This window comes from Bacillus sp. 1021 (assembly GCF_014534735.1).
Taxonomy (GTDB): Bacteria; Bacillota; Bacilli; order Bacillales; family Bacillaceae; genus Bacillus; species Bacillus siamensis.
On the sequence record NZ_JACVSR010000016.1, the window covers coordinates 1 to 767 of the forward strand.

1 protein-coding gene is annotated in these 767 nt (G+C 58.1%); it reads left to right on the forward strand.

The features are described from left to right. Nucleotides 1–767, forward strand: a 767-nt coding sequence (locus ICW23_RS18695; RefSeq protein WP_188154920.1) for a polyketide synthase dehydratase domain-containing protein, incomplete at both ends; no start/stop codon positions are given.

Here is a 767-nt window from a genome sequence, read left to right on the forward strand (position 1 = left end):
ACGGGAAAGCGGGTGTCCGGCTCAAACAGATCGTTTGGCTCCGTCCGGTGACGGCGCTTTCTGAAGGAGTGACGCTTCATGTAAAGCTTCAGCCGGAAGAAAACGGAGACATCGCTTTTGAAGCGTATGCCGAAGGAGAAGAGCCGCTTGTCTTTTTTCAGGGAAAGGCCGTGCTCGAAGAGACGGAGCGTGCTCCTGTACTCGATGTGGAAGCGGTTCAGGCGCGCTGCGGCGGCCGGCGCATGTCAAAGGCTGAGTGCTATGAAGCATTCGACAGCCTCGGCATCACCTACGGACCGTCTCATCAGGCGCTTGACGCCGTCTATGCCGGGAGCGGAGAAGTGCTCGCGAAGCTCACTCTTCCGCCGTCCGCCCGTGAAGAAAAGGAGCCGTTCATCCTGCATCCGAGCATGCTGGACGCCGCCCTTCAGGCTTCTATCGGTCTCGTGCTCTCAGACGGTTCCGCGTCCGGACGGCCGTTCCTGCCGTTTGCCCTCCAGGATATGCAGGTGTTTTCTGCGTGCCGGGAGACGATGTGGGCGGTGCTTTCCTCAGCGGATGGCGCCTATCATATTGAGCTGTGTGATGAAAACGGCGAGGTATGTGTCCGATTGACGGGGCTCACCGCCCGTTTTCTGGAAGAGGAAACGGAGGAAAAACCGCTCTTGCTTCAGCCAAAGTGGCAGGAATCACCGCCGGGTGAAGGCGGACAAGAAGAGTCTTTCAGATACATGACGCTGTATTGCGGAATGAATGCGGAGGACATC